The sequence below is a fragment of the Klebsiella sp. CD33 genome, from assembly GCF_051992865.1.
GTDB classification, from domain to species: domain Bacteria; phylum Pseudomonadota; class Gammaproteobacteria; order Enterobacterales; family Enterobacteriaceae; genus Klebsiella; species Klebsiella pneumoniae.
Window position 1 is genome coordinate 3,172,127 of the sequence record NZ_CP197023.1, and the last position, 18,727, is coordinate 3,190,853.

17 protein-coding genes are annotated in these 18,727 nt (G+C 58.8%); 5 read left to right on the plus strand and 12 right to left on the minus strand.

All coding sequences use genetic code 11. The features are described from left to right. Positions 1–46: 46 nt before the first annotated feature. From fabG to yceD, 6 genes are all read right to left on the minus strand, one after another. Positions 47–781, minus strand: a complete 735-nt coding sequence (fabG, locus tag ACR809_RS15840) for a 3-oxoacyl-ACP reductase FabG (protein ID WP_002899294.1) — start codon at positions 779–781, stop codon at positions 47–49. Positions 782–793: 12 nt separating this feature from the next. After that, positions 794–1,723 (minus strand): ACP S-malonyltransferase, encoded by a 930-nt coding sequence (fabD, locus tag ACR809_RS15845; protein WP_122051420.1) that lies wholly within the window; start codon positions 1,721–1,723, stop codon positions 794–796. Between the two features lie 15 nt (positions 1,724–1,738). Beyond that, positions 1,739–2,692, minus strand: a complete 954-nt coding sequence (locus ACR809_RS15850) for a beta-ketoacyl-ACP synthase III (protein ID WP_002899288.1) — start codon at positions 2,690–2,692, stop codon at positions 1,739–1,741. Positions 2,693–2,745: 53 nt separating this feature from the next. After that, positions 2,746–3,843 carry a phosphate acyltransferase PlsX gene (gene plsX / locus ACR809_RS15855; protein WP_004224085.1) on the minus strand — a complete coding sequence of 366 codons (1,098 nt, stop codon included), beginning with the start codon at positions 3,841–3,843 and terminating at the stop codon, positions 2,746–2,748. A 203-nt stretch (positions 3,844–4,046) separates the two neighbouring features. After that, positions 4,047–4,220 (minus strand): 50S ribosomal protein L32, encoded by a 174-nt coding sequence (gene rpmF / locus ACR809_RS15860; RefSeq protein ID WP_000290724.1) that lies wholly within the window; start codon positions 4,218–4,220, stop codon positions 4,047–4,049. Between the two features lie 16 nt (positions 4,221–4,236). Then, positions 4,237–4,758: a 23S rRNA accumulation protein YceD gene (yceD, locus tag ACR809_RS15865; protein WP_002899276.1), complete on the minus strand. Its 522-nt coding sequence runs from the start codon at positions 4,756–4,758 to the stop codon at positions 4,237–4,239. A gap of 141 nt (positions 4,759–4,899) precedes the next feature. Here yceD and ACR809_RS15870 point away from each other — a divergent pair, with 141 nt between their 5' ends. Further along, on the plus strand, positions 4,900–5,484 hold the full coding sequence (locus ACR809_RS15870) for a Maf family protein (RefSeq protein ID WP_002899273.1): 585 nt from the start codon (positions 4,900–4,902) through the stop codon (positions 5,482–5,484). Between the two features lie 37 nt (positions 5,485–5,521). Here ACR809_RS15870 and rluC read toward each other — a convergent pair whose 3' ends face one another. Then, positions 5,522–6,475, minus strand: coding sequence for a 23S rRNA pseudouridine(955/2504/2580) synthase RluC (rluC, locus tag ACR809_RS15875; RefSeq protein ID WP_002899271.1), 954 nt, complete (start codon positions 6,473–6,475; stop codon positions 5,522–5,524). 699 nt (positions 6,476–7,174) lie between these two features. Between rluC and rne the strand changes: the two genes are divergently transcribed. Further along, the gene (gene rne / locus ACR809_RS15880) at positions 7,175–10,408 is read left to right on the plus strand and encodes a ribonuclease E (RefSeq protein ID WP_040251837.1); all 3,234 of its coding nucleotides are present in this window, start codon (positions 7,175–7,177) and stop codon (positions 10,406–10,408) included. A gap of 38 nt (positions 10,409–10,446) precedes the next feature. Here the strand turns inward: rne and ACR809_RS15885 are convergent, their stop codons facing one another. After that, on the minus strand, positions 10,447–11,475 hold the full coding sequence (locus tag ACR809_RS15885) for a LysR family transcriptional regulator (protein ID WP_004218670.1): 1,029 nt from the start codon (positions 11,473–11,475) through the stop codon (positions 10,447–10,449). Positions 11,476–11,491: 16 nt separating this feature from the next. Here ACR809_RS15885 and ACR809_RS15890 point away from each other — a divergent pair, with 16 nt between their 5' ends. Next, the gene (locus tag ACR809_RS15890) at positions 11,492–12,706 is read left to right on the plus strand and encodes an MFS transporter (RefSeq protein ID WP_004176581.1); all 1,215 of its coding nucleotides are present in this window, start codon (positions 11,492–11,494) and stop codon (positions 12,704–12,706) included. A 54-nt stretch (positions 12,707–12,760) separates the two neighbouring features. Here the strand turns inward: ACR809_RS15890 and murJ are convergent, their stop codons facing one another. The 4 genes from murJ to rimJ form a co-directional block, all read right to left on the minus strand. Beyond that, positions 12,761–14,296, minus strand: a complete 1,536-nt coding sequence (gene murJ / locus ACR809_RS15895; protein WP_002899104.1) for a murein biosynthesis integral membrane protein MurJ — start codon at positions 14,294–14,296, stop codon at positions 12,761–12,763. Between the two features lie 111 nt (positions 14,297–14,407). Continuing rightward, a complete protein-coding gene (locus ACR809_RS15900; protein WP_004140718.1) occupies positions 14,408–15,319 on the minus strand; it encodes a Gfo/Idh/MocA family protein in 912 nt (303 codons plus the stop codon). A 15-nt stretch (positions 15,320–15,334) separates the two neighbouring features. Beyond that, a complete protein-coding gene (locus tag ACR809_RS15905) occupies positions 15,335–15,988 on the minus strand; it encodes a YceH family protein (protein WP_004179323.1) in 654 nt (217 codons plus the stop codon). A 9-nt stretch (positions 15,989–15,997) separates the two neighbouring features. Then, positions 15,998–16,582 carry a ribosomal protein S5-alanine N-acetyltransferase gene (gene rimJ / locus ACR809_RS15910; RefSeq protein WP_002899099.1) on the minus strand — a complete coding sequence of 195 codons (585 nt, stop codon included), beginning with the start codon at positions 16,580–16,582 and terminating at the stop codon, positions 15,998–16,000. Between the two features lie 229 nt (positions 16,583–16,811). On the opposite strand from rimJ, the gene mdtH reads away from it, so the two are divergent. After that, entirely contained in the window at positions 16,812–18,020 is a 1,209-nt protein-coding gene (gene mdtH / locus ACR809_RS15915) for a multidrug efflux MFS transporter MdtH (RefSeq protein ID WP_002899096.1), read from the plus strand. A 113-nt stretch (positions 18,021–18,133) separates the two neighbouring features. Then, positions 18,134–18,694 (plus strand): lipoprotein, encoded by a 561-nt coding sequence (locus tag ACR809_RS15920; protein ID WP_004150824.1) that lies wholly within the window; start codon positions 18,134–18,136, stop codon positions 18,692–18,694. The last annotated feature ends 33 nt before the right edge of the window (positions 18,695–18,727 follow it).

An 18,727-nucleotide genomic window follows, 5' to 3' on the forward strand; every position in this document is an offset into this window, starting at 1 on the left:
AACCGTGCGAAGTGCGCGGTTCCTGAACGTTTTGCACAAATCTCGGTCAGACCATGTACATTCCGCCGTTGACGTGCAGCGTTTCACCAGTGATGTAACTTGCTTCGTCAGAGGCTAAAAATGCAACCGCGCTGGCGATTTCATTTGGGGTGCCAAGGCGCCCCGCAGGAACTGCCGCCAGCGTACCCGCACGCTGCTCATCGGTCAGCGCACGCGTCATGTCCGTTTCAATAAAGCCCGGAGCAACAACGTTTACAGTAATACCGCGGGACGCAACTTCACGCGCCAGTGATTTACTGAAGCCGATCAGACCCGCTTTCGCCGCGGCGTAGTTGGCCTGACCCGCATTTCCCATGGTACCAACCACAGAACCGATAGTGATAATACGTCCATGACGCTTTTTCATCATAGCGCGCATTACCGCTTTTGACAGACGGAAAACCGATGACAGGTTGGTTTCGATAATATCGTTCCACTCGTCATCTTTCATGCGCATTAACAGATTGTCGCGAGTGATCCCGGCATTATTCACCAGGATATCCACTTCGCCAAACTCTGCGCGCACATTTTCCAGAACAGATTCAATAGATGCCGGGTCGGTCACATTCAACATCAGACCTTTACCATTGGCGCCTAAATAGTCGCTGATCGCCTGCGCGCCGCTTTCGCTGGTCGCAGTACCGATAACTTTCGCGCCACGGGCGACGAGCGTTTCAGCGATAGCGCGGCCAATACCGCGGCTTGCACCGGTAACCAGCGCGATTTTTCCTTCAAAACTCATGGTTTTCCTCTTTTATTGCTCAAGCGCCGCAGACATCGCCGCCGGCTCGTTAAGCGCGGAAGCGGTCAGGGTGTCAACAATACGTTTGGTCAGGCCGGTGAGGACTTTACCCGGGCCAACCTCATACAGGTGCGATACGCCCTCGGCAGCCATAAACTCAACGGTTTTGGTCCACTGCACCGGGCTGTACAGCTGGCGCACCAGCGCGTCGCGAATGGCGTCCGGCGCGGTTTCGCACTTCACGTCGACGTTATTCACCACCGGAATCGTCGGCGCGTTGAAGGTGATTTTCTGCAGCTCTACCGCCAGTTTTTCTGCGGCTGGCTTCATCAGCGCGCAGTGGGACGGCACGCTCACCGGCAGCGGCAGCGCGCGTTTGGCGCCGGCGACTTTACAGGCGGCGCCAGCGCGTTCAACGGCCTCTTTGTGCCCGGCGATAACCACCTGGCCCGGGGAATTGTAGTTCACCGGAGAGACCACCTGCCCTTCGGCAGATTCTTCACAGGCTTTGGCGATAGCGGCGTCGTCCAGACCGATAATCGCGGACATGGCGCCGGTACCTTCCGGTACGGCTTCCTGCATGAATTTACCACGCAGCTCAACCAGGCGAACGGCATCAGCGAAACCGATAACGCCCGCGCATACCAGCGCGGAGTATTCGCCGAGGCTGTGACCCGCCAGCAGCGCTGGCGCTTTGCCGCCCTGCTGTTGCCAGACGCGGTACAGCGCCACGGAGGCGGCGAGCAGCGCCGGTTGAGTCTGCCAGGTCTTATTCAGTTCTTCTGCCGGGCCCTGTTGCGTCAGCGCCCACAGATCGTAACCCAACGCTGCGGAAGCTTCACCGAAGGTCTCTTCAATGACCGGCCAGGCGGCAGCCATTTCGGCCAGCATGCCTACGGCCTGAGAGCCCTGCCCCGGGAACACAAATGCGAATTGCGTCATGTTTAAATCCTTATACTAAAAACGAACCAGCGCGGAACCCCAGGTGAAACCGCCACCAAAGGCTTCCAGCAAAATCAGCTGACCGCGCTGAATACGGCCATCGCGGACGGCCTCATCCAGCGCGCAAGGGACTGACGCCGCGGAGGTGTTGCCATGGCGGTCGAGGGTCACAACGACGTTATCCATCGACATACCCAGTTTCTTCGCCGTCGCGCTGATAATACGCAGGTTAGCCTGATGCGGCACCAGCCAGTCCAGCGCTGAACGTTCAAGATTATTCGCTGCCAGCGTCTCATCAACGATGTGCGCCAGCTCGGTGACCGCCACTTTGAAGACTTCGTTGCCGGCCATCGTCAGATAGATCGGGTTTTCCGGATCGACACGATCGGCGTTCGGCAGGGTCAGCAGTTCGCCATAGCTGCCGTCGGCATGCAGATGCGTCGAGATAATGCCCGGCTCTTCGGAGGCGCCCAGCACAACCGCGCCGGCGCCGTCGCCGAAAATAATAATCGTTCCGCGATCCGCCGGATCGCAGGTGCGCGCCAGCACATCGGCGCCAACAACCAGCGCATAATCTACCGCGCCGTTCTTCACATACTGATCGGCGACGCTTAGCGCATAGGTGAAACCGGCGCAGGCGGCGGCGACATCAAACGCCGGGCAACCCTTAACGCCCAGCATTGACTGGATCTGGCATGCAGAACTCGGAAACGCGTGCGTGCCGGAGGTGGTCGCAACGATAATCAGACCAATTTGCTCCGCGGACACGCCCGCCATCGCCAGCGCCTGCTTTGCGGCTTCAAAGCCCATCGTAGCAACTGTTTCATGCGCTGCGGCAATACGACGCTCACGGATACCTGTGCGGGTGACAATCCACTCGTCAGAGGTTTCTACCATTTTTTCCAGGTCGGCGTTTGTACGCACTTGCTCGGGCAGATAGCTGCCGGTACCAATAATCTTCGTATACATGTACGCTCAGTCACTCTTGGGTGATATACCCGCCTCGTTCAACCGCCGCGGCGTCAATCGTGGCCATTCGTCCCGCTTTGCTGTCGGGCGTTCACGTCACTGTCGCTTTCCGGCAGCTCGAAACCAGCTGGGTATAAAGATTCCAGGCGCGCGGCGATCCGCTGAGGGATCTGCCGCTGCACCGCCTGCACTGCCTGCTCTATCGCGACGCTAAAGGCGCGTTGATTGGCAGCACCATGACTCTTGATCACGGAACCGCGCAATCCTAACAGACAGGCGCCATTATACTGGTCGGGGTTGAGGTGACTGAATCGCCTCGCCAGGCTTTTTTGTAACCAACGTTTTAGTAACAGCAGCCACCACGACCGTTTTTTGCCCTCTCCCTGAGATTTCAGCAGTGAAAGGAACATTCTGACAACACCTTCCATGGTTTTTAATGTGACGTTGCCCGTGAATCCATCACAAACCAGCACATCGGTTTTTCCGGTCAACAGTTCATTGGCTTCAAGATAGCCGATGTAGTTGAGGGAAGGCAGCGTTTTGAGCACTGCGGCAGCATCGCGGATGCTGCCGAGGCCTTTCATCTCTTCTTCGCCGATGTTCAACAAAGCGACGCGGGGGTTGGCAATGCCGACCACTTCTTCCGCCAGCACCGCGCCCATTACCGCGAACTGCACCAGCATCGTGCTGTCGCAATCGACGTTGGCGCCGAGATCCAGCACCACGGTTTTGCCCTTCTGCTGGTGCGGTAAAACCGTCACCAGCGCCGGCCGCTCAATACCTTCGATCGGTTTGAGCAGCAGTTTCGCCAGACCCATCAGCGCGCCGGTGTTGCCAGCGCTGACGCAGGCTTGCGCCCGCCCTTCTTTCACAAGCTCCAGCGCCACGCGCATTGAGCTTCCGCGACTGCTGCGGATAGCCTGTGCGGGTCGCGCATCACTGGCAATAACTGACTGCGCAGGAATGATCTGCAGACGCGAACGTTGTTCGAAATCAGCTTTGGCGAGTAATGGCGTGATGGCGTCGGGATCGCCGACTAAAAGAAGTGTGAGTTGCGAATTAGAGTTCAGTGCCTGCAGTGCTGCAGGCACCGTCACGGATGGGCCGAAATCGCCCCCCATGACATCTAACGCCAGGGTTAGACGTGTCAAGGTATCGTCGCTGCCCGGTTCGGTGATTCCCCAGTTGCCCGGGGAGTCCTCACTAAGCTTCATCACGCTGGCACCCGCGAATATTCACGCTGCAGACGCAACAATCCGGGCATAAATGCCCCCAGCGACCGGGTTAACCGAGTTTCCAGGGACGCACACGCCCGCCATGGCCTGCAACGGGAAATCCTGCGAGTATCGCGTGATTACTTAGCGATAACCTTGCGACCGCGGTAGAAACCGTCGGCAGTGATGTGGTGACGCAGGTGTTTCTCACCAGAAGTTTTGTCTACAGACAGGCTGGTGACTGCGGTCAGCGCGTCATGGGAACGACGCATGCCACGTTTGGAACGGGTTGGTTTATTCTGTTGTACGGCCATGGACCTTACTCCTCAATTACTTACGCTTTAAGCTGGCTAATACGGCAAATGGGTTTGGTTTTTGTGCCTCTTCAGGCAGTTCGCCAAAGACCATGTCCGCGTCGGACACTTCACAGTGTTCAGAATCATGCACCGGAACTACGGGCAGGGAGAGGATAATTTCATCCTCGACCATTGCCTGCAGGTCGATTTCACCGAATTCGTTAACCTCAATCGGCTCATACGCTTCCGGTAGTGCTTCGGCCTGTTCGTCATTTCTGACGGGGCTAAAACAATACGTGGTGTGGACGTGATGGGAGAACGGTTTCCCGCAACGCTGGCATTCGAGAGTTACCGTTACCTTTGCATCGCCAGTAATAACGGCGAGACGCTGGTTATCGATAGCGAACGACATGCTGCATTCCACATCGCTGTCCACGCTGACTACAGAATCGGTTACACGTTCAACCTGATCGCGGGCATAGATGCCTTCGTAATCAAGGCGTTTTTGAGCCGTGCGTACCGGATCAAGAGTCAGGGGTAATTTTACCTTTTGCATAGGGCGCGCATATTAACTTTGTAATGTCATAGAGTCAAAGAAAAAGGCAGCCTCAGGTTGCCTTTTGCCATTTATTCGCACACATTGCGGCGCATAGTTTAAGATGATGCTCTGCGAAGCGCTATATGTGGATGAAAAAATATGTCTGATCTTATCCTCGCGTCAACCTCTCCCTGGCGGCGCATGCTGCTGGAAAAACTGGGTTTACCGTTTGAATGTGCCGCGCCTGACGTCGACGAAACGCCCCGGCCTGATGAATCCGCACGTCAGCTTGTCACCCGGCTGGCGCAGGCCAAAGCGCAAAGTCTGGCCACACGCTTCCCTAATCACCTTATTATAGGCTCCGATCAGGTTTGCGTGCTGGACGGTGAAATCACCGGCAAACCGCACACCGAGGAAAATGCCCGCAGGCAGTTAAGAAAGGCAAGCGGGTCAATCATTACCTTTTATACCGGACTGGCGCTGTACAACTCTGCCAGCGGCCATCTGCAAACCGAATGCGAACCCTTTGACGTTCACTTTCGCCATCTCAGTGATAAAGAGATAGAAGGCTATGTGCGCAAAGAGAACCCGCTGCAGTGCGCCGGGAGTTTCAAGAGCGAAGGGTTGGGCATTACGCTGTTCGAACGGCTGGAAGGCCGCGACCCGAACACCCTGGTCGGTTTACCCTTAATCGCGCTCTGTCAGATGTTGCGCCGTGAAAACTACAACCCACTGTTAGGCTGAGGCAAAAAAAACGGCGGAACTGATTCCGCCGTTGCGCTTATTTGCTCTTCCGTAGCACCTGTAAACAGTGCTTCAGCTGGTTGTCCAGCGGCGCCTCAACGCGCATCACCTCCCCGCTCCCCGGGTGGGTAAACTTCAGCGCCGCCGCGTGCAGGAACAGGCGGTTTAAGCCGGTAGCGGACAGCTGCTTGTCGAACTCGCGGTCGCCATAGCGGTCGTCAAAAGCGATAGGATGGCCGGCATACTGGGTATGAACGCGGATCTGATGCGTGCGGCCGGTGACCGGGCTGCAGCGCACCAGCGTGGCGAATTCGTAACGCTCTTCCACTTTAAAGCGCGTTTCCGACGGCTTGCCTTCCTGACTCACGCGAACGATGCGCTCCCCGCTCTGCAGAATATTCTTCAACAGCGGGGCCTGGACCACTTTGGTATGCGACTGCCACTGGCCGCGCACCAGCGCCAGATAATCTTTCTGCATGCCTTTATCGCGCAGTTGCTCGTGCAGCGAACGCAGCGCTGAGCGCTTTTTCGCCACCAGCAGCACGCCGGAGGTATCCCGGTCGAGACGATGCACCAGCTCAAGGAAGCGCGCCTCCGGGCGCAGGGCGCGCAGCCCTTCAATCACGCCGAAGCTCAGGCCGCTGCCGCCGTGTACCGCGGTACCAGAAGGCTTATTGAGCACCAGAATATGATCGTCTTCATAGAGGATCACCTCAGAGAGCGCGGCCACTTTCTGCAGGTGCGGCGATACCGCCTCTTCTTCACGCTCCGCCACGCGTACCGGCGGGATACGGACTTCATCGCCCGCTTCCAGCTTATACTCCGGCTTCACGCGCTTTTTGTTTACCCGCACCTCGCCTTTACGCAGGATGCGATAAATCATGCTCTTCGGTACGCCTTTCAATTGCGTACGCAAAAAGTTGTCGATACGTTGCCCCGCTTCATCAGCAGCAATGGCAACCATTTTTACGGTTGGGGTCTCAGTTTTCATGGTGCGCGATTCTAAATAGCCGGACGCATTAGCGCCACTCATTTTTATATGCTTATATTTATCATTATCCTGTTTTCACGGTTTACCTGACCGCCATTTTGTTTGTTATTAGAACAATCTGTATGGGCAGGTGATAAAACTGTGAGTAACCGGGTGATAAAAGGTGAAAGTCAACTTGCTATAACAAGGTTAGCAATGGAATAATGAGACCGTTTTCCGTATTGCATCTTGTTAGAACAAGACATTAGCGGAATGACCAATTTTGTCTGACCGATCGCCCACGCAGCAATGGCGTAAGACGTTGTGATCTTTCAGACAGTTAGCGGGCTGCGGGTTGCAGTCCTTACCGGTACAGGCTCTATGGATTTCAAGTCGCAGGAAGGCGTCAACTCCGGGACTCCCGGGAGCTCATCTGGATCGCCAGATCGAGGTGAGCAGGTTAAGCCACCATGCCTGCAACGCGAAAGACGACGAGTATAAATGGAATATTCTCTGGTGATACATCCCAGGCTGTTCCCCTGAATAATTGCGCTGTGTTTCCGTTTGAAACACAGGCGACCGACACTCTGCGCCTCTTAAGCGCGCGACAACCGTGAGGTTGGCGACGTGAACCAGACACGAGGCCATCGGTTTTCCCCCGGAAAGGCATTACTCTGCCCGCAGCTTAGTCGTCAATGTAAGAATAATGAGTAAGTTACGATGAAAAGAATGTTAATCAACGCAACTCAGCAGGAAGAGTTGCGCGTCGCCCTTGTTGATGGGCAGCGCCTGTACGACCTGGATATCGAAAGCCCCGGGCACGAACAGAAAAAAGCGAACATCTACAAAGGCAAAATCACCCGCATTGAACCCAGCCTTGAAGCCGCGTTTGTTGATTACGGCGCCGAGCGTCATGGTTTCCTCCCCCTCAAAGAAATCGCCCGCGAATACTTCCCCGCCAACTACAATGCGCATGGTCGTCCTAATATCAAAGACGTACTGCGGGAAGGTCAGGAAGTTATCGTGCAGATTGATAAAGAAGAACGCGGCAACAAAGGCGCTGCGCTCACCACCTTTATCAGCCTGGCGGGCAGCTATCTGGTACTGATGCCGAACAACCCGCGCGCCGGGGGAATTTCCCGCCGTATCGAGGGCGACGACCGTACCGAACTGAAAGAAGCGCTGGCGAGCCTGGAGCTTCCGGACGGCATGGGCCTGATCGTTCGCACCGCTGGCGTCGGCAAATCCGCCGAAGCCCTGCAGTGGGACCTGAGCTTCCGCCTGAAGCACTGGGAAGCGATTCAGAAAGCCGCGGAAAGCCGTCCGGCGCCGTTCCTGATCCACCAGGAAAGCAACGTCATTGTCCGCGCCTTCCGTGACTACCTGCGCCAGGACATCGGCGAAATCCTGATCGATAACCCGAAAGTGCTTGAGCTGGCGCGCCAGCATATCGCCGCGCTGGGTCGTCCGGATTTCAGCAGCAAAATCAAACTGTACACCGGTGAAATCCCGCTGTTCAGCCATTATCAGATCGAATCGCAAATTGAGTCCGCCTTCCAGCGCGAAGTGCGCCTGCCTTCCGGCGGGTCTATCGTTATCGATAGCACCGAAGCGCTGACCGCGATCGATATCAACTCCGCCCGCGCCACCCGCGGCGGCGATATCGAAGAGACAGCCTTCAATACCAACCTCGAAGCGGCTGACGAAATTGCCCGCCAGCTGCGTCTGCGCGACCTCGGCGGCCTGATCGTTATCGACTTCATCGATATGACCCCGGTTCGCCACCAGCGCGCCGTGGAGAATCGTCTGCGCGAAGCCGTCCGTCAGGACCGGGCGCGCATTCAGATCAGCCATATTTCGCGCTTCGGCCTGCTGGAGATGTCCCGTCAGCGCCTGAGCCCGTCGCTGGGCGAGTCCAGCCACCACGTCTGCCCGCGCTGCTCCGGCACCGGCACCGTGCGTGATAACGAATCGCTGTCGCTCTCTATTCTGCGTCTGATCGAAGAAGAAGCGCTGAAAGAGAATACCAAAGAAGTCCACGCCATTGTTCCGGTACCGATCGCCTCCTATCTGCTGAACGAAAAACGTGCCGCAGTGAGCGCTATCGAATCCCGTCAGGGCGATGTGCGCGTTATTATCGTGCCAAACGACGAAATGCAAACGCCGCACTACTCCGTCCTGCGCGTGCGCAAAGGTGAAGAAACCTCAACGCTGAGCTATCTGCTGCCGAAGCTGCATGAAGAAGAAATGGCGCTGCCAGGCGACGATGAGCCGGCGGAGCGGAAACGTCCGGAACAGCCGGCCCTGGCCGCTTTTGTCATGCCAGATGCGCCGCCAGCCCCGATGCTCGAAGAGCCTGCCGCCGCGCCTGTCGCCGCAGCGGCACCGGTCGCGGCCGCCGCACCGGCGCAGCCTGGCCTGCTCTCACGCTTCTTCAGCGCGCTGAAGAATATCTTCTCTGGCGCCGAAGAGGCCAAACCGGCTGAAGTTCAGGTCGAGAAGAAAGCGGAAGAAAAACCGGAGCGTCAGCAGGAGCGTCGTAAACCGCGCGCCAACAACCGCCGCGACCGCAACGACCGCCGTGATAACCGCGACAATCGTGACAACCGCGATAACCGTGACAATCGCGACACCCGTGCGGACAATGCCGAGGGCCGTGAACCGCGCGAATCGCGTGAAGAGAACCGTCGCAACCGTCGCGAGAAGCCGTCGCAGAACGTGGAAGCCCGTGATGTTCGCCAAACCTCAGGCGACGACGCGGAGAAAGCGAAATCCCGTGACGAGCAGCAGCCGCGCCGCGAACGCACCCGCCGCCGCAGTGACGACAAACGTCAGGCGCAGCAGGAAGCCAAAGCGCAGACTCGCGAAGAGCCGGTTGTGCAGGAGACGGAGCAGGAAGAGCGTGTACAAACTCTGCCGCGTCGTAAACCGCGCCAGCTGGCACAGAAAGTGCGCGTTGAGTCCGCTGTCGTCGAGCCAGTTGCCGAGATCGTGCCAGAAGCCGTAGTGGCTGAAGTTATCGCTCCGCACAGCGAGCCGGTGAAAGCCGAGCTGCCGGCAGGGGTGGAGAGCGTTGCGGACCAGGACGAAAATGGCGAATCCCGTGAAGCGAACGGTATGCCGCGTCGCTCACGTCGCTCCCCGCGTCACCTGCGCGTCAGCGGTCAGCGTCGTCGTCGCTATCGTGACGAACGCTATCCGACCCAGTCGCCTATGCCGCTGACCGTAGCCTGCGCATCGCCGGAGATGGCTTCCGGTAAAGTCTGGATCCGCTACCCGGTGGTTCGTCCGCAGGATCAGCAGCCGGAAGAGGTTCAGGTTCAGGACGCCAGCGTCGCGAAAACTGTCGAGGCCGTAGCGGCCCCGGTTGCCGTCGTTGAAACCGTTACCGCTGCGCCGGTCACCGTCGAGCCGGCTACCATGGAACCAGTAACCGCTGAGCCGGTAGTCGTCGAGCCGGTAGCGGCCGCCGAGCCGCTGGTCGTTGATGCTGCGGAAGTTGTCGCGCCAGCAGCCGTCGAGCCAGCGCCTCAGGAGCCGGTCACCGAAGCACCGGCTGTCGAAGCGCCTCAGGCTATCGCGCCAGTGACGCTCGACGCCGAGCCGGTGGTGGTAGAACCTGAAGCGGTGGAAACGACGCCTGTCGTTGCAGCGCCAGTGGAAACCATCTCCCCGGCCGCAGAAACCGTGGAGCAAGCGCCAGTGACCGAAGCGGCCCCTGCCGAACCGGTCAAAGCCGAGCCCCCGGTGAGCAAGCCGGTCGTAGTGGCGGGTCATCGCCATGCCACCGCGCCAATGACCCGTGCGCCAGCTCCGGACTATGTCCCGGAAGCACCGCGTCACAGCACCTGGGTGCGCCCGCCGTTCGCCTTTGAAGGTAAAGGCGCCGCCGGTGGTCATAGCGCGACCCATAAAGCCACCGCTGAACCGACTCGCCCACAGCCCGTCGAGTAAGCGTGCTTAATAAAAAAACCGGCCTTTGGCCGGTTTTTTTATGCGCTTTGCGGACGCTGCATCCCGGCGAGATCCGGCATGATCTCCCGCATCAGGTCGAGGAACTTACGCAGGCGTGTCGGGTAATAGCGCGCCCAGGGATAAACCAGATGAACCGGCAGCGAGGCGGGTCGCCACTGCGGGAACAGCTCAATCAGCCGTCCGGCGGCAATATCCTCCACGACCGTCCAGCTGGACACCATCGCCACCCCCAGCCCCGCCAGCGCGGTGTTGCGCGCGACGTAAAGACTGTCAGTGCTCAGACAGGGAGTAATCGCTGTAGAGACAATCTGCCCGCTTGCCTGATGCCTGAGCCGTACCTCATGCTGATAAAAGGTATTAATGGCGATCCATGGCAGGCCCGATAACGCCTCCAGCGAGGTTAACGGCGGATACTTCGCCAGCAGCTCAGGAGAAGCCACTACGCAGCGCGGCACTTCCGCCAGCAGTACGGATACCGTTGCTGGATCCACCTCCGCCCCCACGCGAATAGCGCAGTCGATATTATCGCTGAGGAAGTCGACGGTATTATCGTTTAGCATCCACTCCACCGACAGCTGCGGATGGCGCTGTAGAAATGCCACCAGCGGCGCCAGCAGCTGCTGCTGGCCAAACGCGTGGGGCGCCCGCACTCGCAGAACGCCCACCGGCCGATCGTCGGCAATACGCAGGTCATCCTCCAGCGCCAGCCAGGCGTCCACCACCTGACGGGCGTGACGATAACAGCGTTCGCCATCGTCAGTGAGCTTCATCGCATGGGTGGTGCGCAGGATCAGCTTAACCCCCAGCAGCCCTTCAAGGGACTGCAGGCGGCGGCTGACGGTCGCCTGGGTAGTGTCCATCTGCCCTGCGGCGGCGGAGAGCGATCCGGCCTCTACGATGCGGATATAGGTGCGCATCAGCTCAATGCGGTCTATACGCTCTTGTCTTTTCATTTTCCTTTTGCCTATACGTGCTACGTATAACCGTTTTACCACCAGCCCGGCTACCGCGCCAGTCGCGTTCAGGGAAAAATAGCCCCATCGCATCTATGAGGCATTGAACATGACACCGACTTCCCTTTCCACCCGCGACGCAGGCTGGATTATCTTCATTCTCGCACTCGGCGCCGGCTTTAGCGTCGCCTCTATTTACTACGCGCAGCCGCTGCTGCCGTTGATGGGCGCCAATCTCCACCTGACTGTAGAAGGTATGGGTCTGGTCCCTACCCTGACGCAGGCGGGTTATGCGCTCGGCATTCTGTTCCTGCTCCCGCTCGGCGACCGCCACGATCGCCGCCGGCTGATCCTGGTGAAAAGCGCGCTGCTGGCGCTCCTGCTGCTCCTGTGCAGCCTCACCGGCCAGCTCAGCTCATTGCTGGTGGTCAGTCTGCTGATCGGTATGGCGGCGACCATGGCGCAGGATATCGTCCCGGCGGCGGCGATCCTCGCCCCGGCGGGCAAGCAGGGAAAAATGGTGGGCACGGTGATGACCGGGCTGCTGCTGGGGATCCTGCTCTCCCGGACGGTCAGCGGCGTGGTGGGCGCCGTATTCGGCTGGCGGGTGATGTATCAGGCGGCGGCGGTCAGCGTCGCGCTGATTGGCCTGGTAATGTGGCGCGTCCTGCCGCGCTTCGCTGTGCACTCGACGCTGAGCTATCCGCAGCTGATGGCCTCGATGGCGCATCTGTGGCAGCGTTACCCGGCATTACGCCGCGCCGCGCTAGCTCAGGGCGCGCTCTCTATCGCCTTTAGCGCCTTCTGGTCGACGCTGGCGGTGATGCTCTCCGAACACTATCACATGGGCAGCGCAGTAGCGGGCGGTTTCGGTATCGCCGGGGCCGCCGGGGCGCTGGCCGCGCCGCTTGCCGGCGGTCTGGCCGATAAATTTGGCGCCGGTAAGGTGACACAGATGGGTGCGGCGCTGGTCACCCTCTCCTTTGCCCTGATGTTTATGCTGCCGCTGCTGCCAGTGCACGCTCAGTTGGCGCTGATTGCCCTGTCGGCGATTGGCTTTGACCTTGGCCTGCAGTCAAGCCTGGTGGCGCATCAGAACCTGGTATATGGCCTTGAGCCACAGGCCCGCGGCCGCCTCAACGCCCTGCTGTTCACCGTGGTGTTTATCGGGATGTCGCTGGGGTCGGTGCTGGGCAGTAAGCTGTACGTGCTGGCCGGCTGGAACGGAGTGGTCACGCTGGCAGTGATCACTGGCGCGCTAGCCCTGGCGATCCGTCTGCTGGAGAATGCCCGCATCCTCGCTGCCGAACGCAGCGCATCATAAAAAAAACCCCGCTTCGCCTGCGGCGAAGCGGGGTTTTTCTACCCTCACAACCGCTTACGCCGTGCGACGGACAAACTCTTTCACGCGGAAGCCCAGCACCAGCAGCGTGGCGAAATAGGCTACCACCCCGGCGATAACCACCGCCAGCAAACGCATCAGACGGAACGGCATCGTCCCCAGCGACCACTCAGGCATGAGATGCATGACGCCCAGCAGCGCCGCGGCCATAACCAGCACTGCAATAATCAGACGTAGCAGGAAGGCCAACCAGCCTGGCTGCGGGGTGAAAATTTTCTGTTTACGCAGCTGCCAGTAGAGCAGCGCGGCGTTCAGGCAGGCCGCCAGGCCGATGGACAGCGACAGACCCGCATGCTTCAGCGGGCCGATAAACGCCAGGTTCATTACCTGGGTCATAATCAGGGTGATAATAGCAATCTTGACCGGGGTCTTGATGTCCTGACGGGAATAGAAGCCCGGCGCCAGCACTTTCACCACGATAAGGCCCATCAGCCCCACGGAATAAGCCACCAGCGCGCGCTGGGTCATCGCCGCGTCAAAGGCGCTGAATTTGCCGTACTGGAACAGAGCCACGGTTAGCGGTTTGGCGAGGATCCCCAGCGCCACCGCGCTCGGCAGCGCCAGCAGAAAACAGAGACGCAGTCCCCAGTCCATCAGCCGGCAATACTCGTCATGGTTACCGCTGGCGAAGCTTTTTGACAGCGATGGCAGCAGGATAGTGCCGAGCGCCACGCCCAGCACGCCGGAGGGAAACTCCATCAGGCGGTCGGCATAATACATCCACGACACCGAGCCCGACACGAGGAATGAGGCGAAAATGGTATTGATGATAAGGGAGATCTGGCTTACCGACACGCCAAGGATCGCCGGCCCCATCTGCTTCACCACCCGCATCGCGCCGGCATCTTTCAGATTAATTCGCGGCAGGACCAGCATGCCAATCTTCTTCAGATGCGGCAGCTGGTAAGCCAGCTGCAGCACGCCGCCGACCGTCACCGCCCAGGCCAGCGCCAGCACCGGCGGATGGAAATACGGCGCGGCAAACAGCGCAAAGCCAATCATACTGACGTTGAGGAACGTCGGCGCAAAGGCCGGCACCGAGAAGCGGTTCCAGGTATTGAGGATCGCCCCCACCAGCGAAGCCAGGGAGATCAGCAAAATATAGGGAAAGGTAATACGCAGCAGCTGGGTGGTTAGCGCAAACTTATCGGCGGTATCGGCAAAGCCGGGCGCAGTAATGGTGATTACCCACGGCGCCGCCAGCATCCCGATAACGGTAACGATAGCCAGGGCCAGGGTCAGCAGCCCGGAGACGTATGAGACAAACACGCGGGTGGCATCTTCGCCCTGCTTGCTTTTATATTCGGCAAGGATCGGCACAAACGCCTGTGAGAAGGCGCCTTCGGCAAAAATACGCCGCAGCAGGTTAGGCAGTTTGAAGGCGACAAAAAAGGCATCGGTCGCCATCCCGGCGCCAAAAATACGCGCCACAATCGCATCGCGGGCAAAGCCCAGCACGCGCGAAAACATGGTCATCGAACTGACTGCCGCCAGTGATTTTAAAAGGTTCATTACGCTGTTATTCCAAACCCTGGAGTAAAACGCCCGCAAATGCGGGCGCTGGAAAGTGGCGATAGTCTACCGGGTTCAACATGAATTACTACTGTCAGTTGTTACAATGGATTATTCGCTAATGGCGTCGCGCCACAGTTTCTCAACGATCCGCTGAGCCAGCAGCGCCTGTTCGCCTGCAGTTTCAGGAACTGTCTGATTTTGCACGCATTCGATAAAATGGCGCGCGCAGCCGACAAAGCCGCGCTGCTCAAGGGTGGTTTGCCAGCCGGCAACCGGGCGCTGGACCACGCCATGACCGCACTCCTCCTGCCATTCGCGCATCTCGCTGACGGCATATAGCCCGCCATCCGTGACCGCCTGCACCCACTCGCGCTGGCTGCCTGCGCGACGATGCATGCTGGTGGTGACCTGCAGCCGGGGCGAACTGAACTGATGTTCGGCATAGAGCATTTCGCCCTGCGGGGTGATCTTCAGCGCGCCGCCGCGCAGACGTGCCTGACCGTCGGCCAGCCATAGCGCGGTATCCACCACGTGCAGATAGTCATCAAGCAGCGTAAAGCGCAGATCGTTGCCGACGCTATCGCTACGGTGTTTATCCATCCGCAGCGAGGCCGCCTCGCCCAGCCGCCCCTTCAGCTCCCGATAGAGCGGCGCGAAGCGGCGATTAAAACCGACCATCAACGTCAGTCGACGTCGCGCCGCCAGCTCGACCAGCGTCTCCGCCTCACTCAGCTTGTCCGCCAATGGTTTATCCACACAAACATGAACCCCGGCATTCAGTAAGTGATTCACTACTTCATAATGTGAAGCCGTCGAGGTATGGACAAAGACCGCATCGCACTGTGCCGCCAGGGCATCGAGGGAATCAGCGTATGGCATCCGCCAGGTTTCGCAGATCCGCAGCGCCTTCTCTTTACCCGGCGACCAGGCCGCCTGCAGCGTCCAGCTTTCCGCCGCCCCCAGCACCGGCAGCCACGCTTTCTGCGCAATGCTGCCTAAGCCGACCACCCCAATGCGCAATCTTGTCCCCACGTTTTAGTCTCCCAGATGGTGTAACAGCGAATCGAGGCGCGCTTTCAGCTCCGCCACCTCGCCCTCCAGCGCTTCAACCCTGGCGCGCAGATCGCCGTCATCGTCCAGCGGCGCGAGAGCTTCCACTGTGGTGATCAGCGTGTCCATATCGTCGCAAAACAGATGCATATAGCGGCTTTCCCGTTTTCCCGGCTCCCGGGGCAGCCGGGCGACGAAGGGGCCATCTTCGCGCGTCGTCAGCCCTTCCAGCACGCTTTCCACTTCCGCCATATCGCTGAACTCATACATCCGCTGCGCCCGGCTGCGTAGTTCGCCCGGCGTCTGAGCACCGCGCAGCAGCAGCGTCGTGACCACCGCAACCTCGCCGGCGCTAAGCTTCAGATCGCCAAATTCAGAGTTGCAAAAGCGCTGTTCATACTTGGTGACGCGATTACCGAATCCGCTGACCGTGCGCAGATAGTGCCGTTTCACCAGCGTATCCAGCAGGGCCTGGACCTCGCTTTCGCTCAGCGACATCACTGGCTCGCGGTTGGTTTTCTGATTGCAGGCGGTCACCACAGCATTTACCGACAGCGGATACTGCTCGGGGGTAGTGACCTGCTTTTCCAGCAGGCAGCCAATGACGCGCGCTTCATGCGCAGTTAACTGATATTTCATCCTCTCTCCTTAACGTCCCGCAGACCAGTCCGGCGTCGTTAGCGCCGTCAGTACATGGTCACGCCACTGCCCGTCAATCAGCAGATAATCTTTGGCGTAACCCTCTTTTTCAAACCCCAACCGCGCCAGCAGCGCGCCGCTGCGCTGATTATGCGGCATGTAGTTGGCCATAATGCGATGAATATGCTGCGTGCGCTGCATATAGCGAATCGCCGACGTCAGCGCTTCAAACATCAGCCCCTGCCCCTGCCACTTCTCGCCAATGGAATAGCCAAGATAACAGGCATGGAAAGATCCGCGCACCACGTTGGAGAAATTCGCCACACCGATGATCTCTTTTTCCTCAGGGTCGAGCAGCGCGAAATAAAAAGCTGACCCCTGCTTATGAAACTCAGCGATCATCGACAGACGCGCCTGCCATCCGGAGGGATAGCAGTGGCTGTCGTCACGAACCGGCTCCCAGGGTTTTAAGAACGCTTTATTTTCGGCGTAATAATCGGCCAGACGCCAGGCGTCACGATCGTGAACCAGGCGCACCACCAGCCGGTCCGTCGTCAAACGCACCTTCGGCACGTTACTGCGATAGCCAAACATTTCCTTTTTCAGTCCCCCTGACTTCACTCTTGCTTTCATCACTATACCTTTCCTGCACGATAGTGTGAAAACAGCAACATACCATTTTCTGCGCCATCTCCTCTTTTCGATGAATAGGCTCAATCGATCTTGCTTTTTGATAAAAAAATATTGTCGCAAGGGTGCTGGGAAAAGCAGCAGATTGCCCGCAGAATATCCTCGCTTATCTCTATTTTTCCCTGGAGGGGAAATGTCCCGCGTCTCGCAGGCAAGGAGCCTGGGTAAATATTTCCTGTTAGTCGATAACATGCTGGTCGTGCTGGGCTTTTTTGTCGTTTTTCCGCTGATTTCCATCCGCTTTGTCGATCAGATGGGCTGGGCAGCGCTGATGGTCGGCATTGCGCTCGGCCTGCGCCAGCTGGTACAGCAGGGATTAGGCATCTTTGGCGGCGCCATCGCCGACCGCTTCGGCGCGAAACCGATGATCGTCACCGGTATGCTGATGCGTGCCGGCGGTTTCGCGGCGATGGCCGTCGCCCATGAGCCGTGGGTGCTGTGGTTCTCGTGCATACTCTCCGGACTCGGCGGTACACTGTTCGATCCGCCGCGGGCGGCGCTGGTGGTTAAGCTGGTGCGTCCGCATCAGCGCGGCCGCTTTTTCTCCATCCTGATGATGCAGGATAGCGCCGGCGCGGTGATTGGCGCGCTGCTGGGCAGCTGGCTGCTGCAGTATGATTTTCGCCTGGTGTGCAGCGCCGGCGCCGCGCTGTTTATCGCCTGCGCCGCGTTTAACGCCTGGTATCTGCCGGCATGGAAGCTCTCGACGGTGAAAACGCCGATTCGTGAGGGGCTGGGCCGGGTGCTGCGGGACAAACGCTTCGTCACCTATGTCCTGACGCTAACCGGCTATTATATGCTGGCGGTACAGGTGATGCTGATGCTGCCGATCATGGTGAATGATATCGCCGGCTCGCCGGCCGCAGTGAAATGGATGTACGCCATCGAAGCCACCATTTCGCTCACCCTGCTCTATCCTATTGCCCGTTGGAGCGAAAAACGCTTCCGCCTTGAGCACCGGCTGATGGCCGGTCTGCTGGTGATGACCCTGGCCATGCTCCCCATCGGGATGACCAGCAGTTTACAGCAGCTGTTTACCCTGATTTGCCTGTTTTACATCGGCTCTATCATTGCCGAACCCGCCCGCGAGACGCTGGGCGCTTCGCTGGCGGACGCCCGGGCGCGTGGCAGCTATATGGGTTTCAGCCGTCTGGGGCTCGCCTTCGGCGGCGCGCTGGGTTACGCGGGCGGCGGCTGGCTGTTTGATGCCGGGAAAGCCGTCGGCCAGCCCGAACTGCCGTGGCTGATGCTCGGCGCCATCGGGGTTATCACCTTCCTGGCGCTATGGTGGCAATTCAGTCCGAAACGCTCTGCCTCCGGTATGCTGGAGCCGCGCACCTGATGCGCGCGGCGGCGGTTTCTCCTGCTTTCAGCCTATTCTGCTGGCGCGATGGGTGCTGACAGATCATGATGCTTTGTGTCAGGATGAAGGAAGGTATGAGCTTGAGGAACCCCATGAAAAAGATATTGATCGCCGCCGCGCTAATTGTCAGCGGCCTGCTGAGCGGCTGTAATCAGCTGACCCAATACACGGTAAGCGAGCAGGAGATTAACCAGGCCCTGCAGAAGCGAAACCATTTCGCCAAAGATATTGGTCTGAAAGGCGTTGCCGACGCCCATATCGAACTGCAGAACCTGACCAGCGCTATCGGGCGCGAGGAGCCGGGCAAAGTCACCCTGAGCGGGATCGCCAACGTCGATCTTAACTCCCTGTTCGGCACGCAGAAAGCGACGATCGATCTGAAGCTCAAAGCGCTGCCAACCTTTGACCGAGAGAAAGGCGCCATCTTCCTGCAGGAAATGGAAGTGGTCGATGCCAAAGTGGCGCCGGAGAAGCTGCAGTCGGTTATTCAGGCCCTGCTCCCCTACCTGAATCAGTCTCTGCGCAGCTACTTCAGCCAGCAGCCGGCTTATGTCCTGCGTGAGGACGCCAGCACCGGCGAAGCGCTGGCGAAGAAATACGCCAAAGGTATAGAGGTGAAGCCAGGCGAGATTGTCATCCCCTTTACCAATTAATCTCCAGGGCGCTACGGCGCCCTGAATTTTTTA